At 43.9% G+C, this 2,565-nt stretch carries 3 protein-coding genes and 2 pseudogenes; 3 read left to right on the top strand and 2 right to left on the bottom strand.

The features are described 5' to 3' along the window. Together L1D11_RS22315 and L1D11_RS22820 are read left to right on the top strand one after the other, a co-directional pair. A pseudogene (locus tag L1D11_RS22315) lies at window positions 1-331 on the top strand (group II intron maturase-specific domain-containing protein); the annotation flags it as partial. A gap of 233 nt (window positions 332-564) precedes the next feature. Next, window positions 565-651, top strand: a pseudogene (locus L1D11_RS22820) (RNA-directed DNA polymerase); the annotation flags it as partial. Between the two features lie 165 nt (window positions 652-816). Here the strand turns inward: L1D11_RS22820 and L1D11_RS22320 are convergent. After that, on the bottom strand, window positions 817-1,422 hold the full coding sequence (locus L1D11_RS22320) for a LuxR/HapR/OpaR family quorum-sensing transcriptional regulator (protein ID WP_239831509.1): 606 nt from the start codon (window positions 1,420-1,422) through the stop codon (window positions 817-819). A gap of 336 nt (window positions 1,423-1,758) precedes the next feature. Between L1D11_RS22320 and hpt the strand changes: the two genes are divergently transcribed. Continuing rightward, window positions 1,759-2,289, top strand: a complete 531-nt coding sequence (hpt, locus tag L1D11_RS22325; RefSeq protein ID WP_239833493.1) for a hypoxanthine phosphoribosyltransferase — start codon at window positions 1,759-1,761, stop codon at window positions 2,287-2,289. Between the two features lie 37 nt (window positions 2,290-2,326). Here the strand turns inward: hpt and L1D11_RS22330 are convergent. After that, window positions 2,327-2,565 (bottom strand): transposase (locus L1D11_RS22330; RefSeq protein WP_239832794.1); only part of this gene is annotated, 239 nt, incomplete at its 5' end.

Genomic DNA, 2,565 nt, shown 5'->3' on the forward strand with positions numbered 1-2,565 from the left:
ACTACTTCAAGCTTACTGTTCGTAAAAGTGCAATGCAGCGCTTAGATGAATGGATACGGCGTAGATTAAGGTGCTACCGACTAAAGCAGCGCAAACGCAGACACAGCATAGCGATATGGTTACAGCGACAAGGTGTAACGGAGCGTAATGCGTGGAAGCTAGCGATGTCAGATAAGGGTTGGTGGCATCTATCTTCAACGCCACAGGTTAATCACGCCATGCCAATAAAATGGTTCGAGGGGGTGGGCTGTACTCACTAAGAGATGGGTACGAGTCACTGAAAGTATATTCGGAACCGCCGTATGCGACCCACGCTTGTACGGTGGTGTGAGAGGACGGAGGCTGCGAGGCCTCCTCCTACTCGATTCTGAAGTAAAGACCAGTAACGTTTCACTTCGAGATAAGAGTACGCTGCGCTCCGAGATACGAAGAGCGAGTACATAAAAATAAAAAAGGGCTGACCCATTAGGTCAACCCTTCACAATTCTTCTCGAATCTACTTATAGATACACAACATGTTCAAGTAGCTGTCAGTTANATGCCAATAAAATGGTTCGGGGGGGGGGGCTGTACTCCATAAGAGATGGGTACGAGTCACTGAAAGTATATTCGGAACCGCCGTATGCGACCCACGCTTGTACGGTGGTGTGAGAGGACGGAGGCTGCGAGGCCTCCTCCTACTCGATTCTGAAGTAAAGACCAGTAACGTTTCACTTCGAGATAAGAGTACGCTGCGCTCCGAGATACGAAGAGCGAGTACATAAAAATAAAAAAGGGCTGACCCATTAGGTCAACCCTTCACAATTCTTCTCGAATCTACTTATAGATACACAACATGTTCAAGTAGCTGTCAGTTAGAGTAGACAACTCTTCATTGGTATCGACACGTTTCGCTTGGATGAATAGTGAGTAGCAAATGCCGTGGAATAGGTTCGCTAGATGTTTAGGGTCGTGATCGTCACATATTTCGCCGCGTTCAATCGCTTTGCTAAATATGTTTTGTACTAACATTTGGTTAGTGCGGTTAGTTGTTACGAACAGCGGCCATACTTCATCACGAGTTGATGCGCTCCATTCGAACCACACATTTAACCAATGACTATCTTGAGCCACTAACGTTACCATTTCAGTCGCAATATTATGTAGGTTTTGTTTTGCGTGAATATCCAGATCGATATTGTCTGAAAGGAAGTTAGAGAATTGGCGTACAACGTGATTTAACACTTCATCAACCAGATCTTCACGAGTAGGGAAGTAGTTAAATACGGTTGCTACAGATACCTGAGCGATATCTGCAATGTCAGCGTGACCGCCACGGCCAATGCCGCGACGAGAGAATACTTCAAGTGCGATTTCCATCAGCTGAAGTTTTCTTTTTAAAGGTGAAAGCCTAGTTCTAGGTCTCTTAGATATTGAGTCCATTTTATTTTCCTTGCCAACGATTTTTTATATTAATGATTTTATTATTATTTAAGCCAGTATGAGTGTAATGGTGCATATGCAAATGGTCAATCCTTTGAACTTACTTAATAGACAGTTACATCAAACTTGTTCCATAAAGCGTGATCCACATTGATGTGAAAGAAGGCGACTATCAGGCAAGGCACCAGCGCACATTTCGTTGAGAATCTGACAGTAAATTCGAACCATAAGGTGGTGTGGGTATTTGAGCAGTGCTAGACTTACGCACAAAATTGAGCGGCGCTAATGGCAAAACTGTCTACACTTGTCGCAATCACCAAACAAAATGAGAGCAGTATGAAGCATACAGTTGAAGTCATGATCTCTGAGCAGGAAGTTCAGGATCGAGTGAACGAACTAGGCAAACAGATCACGGAATACTACAAAGGCAGTGAAGATCTGGTTTTAGTTGGCTTATTACGTGGATCGTTTGTATTTATGGCGGATCTTGCTCGTGCTATCGATTTAACTCACCAAGTTGATTTCATGACCGCGTCTAGCTACGGCAACAGCATGGAAAGCTCGCGTGATGTTCGTATCTTAAAAGACCTAGATGACGATATCCAAGGTAAAGACGTTCTACTTGTAGAAGATATTATCGATACAGGTAACACGCTGACTAAGGTAAAAGAGATCCTGAGCCTACGTGGTCCTAAGTCTATCGAAATTTGTACGCTACTAGATAAGCCTTCGCGCCGTGAAGTGACTGTAGATACAAAATGGATTGGTTTTGAAATCCCAGATGAGTTCGTTGTTGGTGTAGGTATCGACTACGCACAAAAATATCGTCACCTACCGTACATTGGTAAGGTAGTTCCGCAAGAGTAGTCATTACGCTTGTGGTTTAGAAGTCATTAAAAAAGGTTCATCGCGGCTTTCCGGGGAAAGCCGCTTTTATCTTCAAGAAGAAGTAGTCTGTATCTCGATACCCATATCCCATTCGCTTGATTAGTTTTATCTTGTTGTTTATCCCTTCCAATGTGCATGTGTTAAGCGGATAACTTGCCGATGCGATAATGCCGTGAAGATAAGGACTCAGTTTTCGTGCGAACTCTTGCAATGGCTTAATTCCACTCTCCTGTACTTGTGCCCACCACACCTCCC

It is taken from the genome of Vibrio sp. Isolate32 (assembly GCF_022397955.1).
GTDB lineage: Bacteria > Pseudomonadota > Gammaproteobacteria > Enterobacterales > Vibrionaceae > Vibrio.

Excerpts from the sequence above, each read along its gene's own strand:
- L1D11_RS22320 (WP_239831509.1), bottom strand. The coding sequence starts at position 1,422 with ATGGACTCAATATCTAAGAGACCTAGAACTAGGCTTTCACCTTTAAAA.
- hpt (WP_239833493.1), top strand. The coding sequence starts at position 1,759 with ATGAAGCATACAGTTGAAGTCATGATCTCTGAGCAGGAAGTTCAGGAT.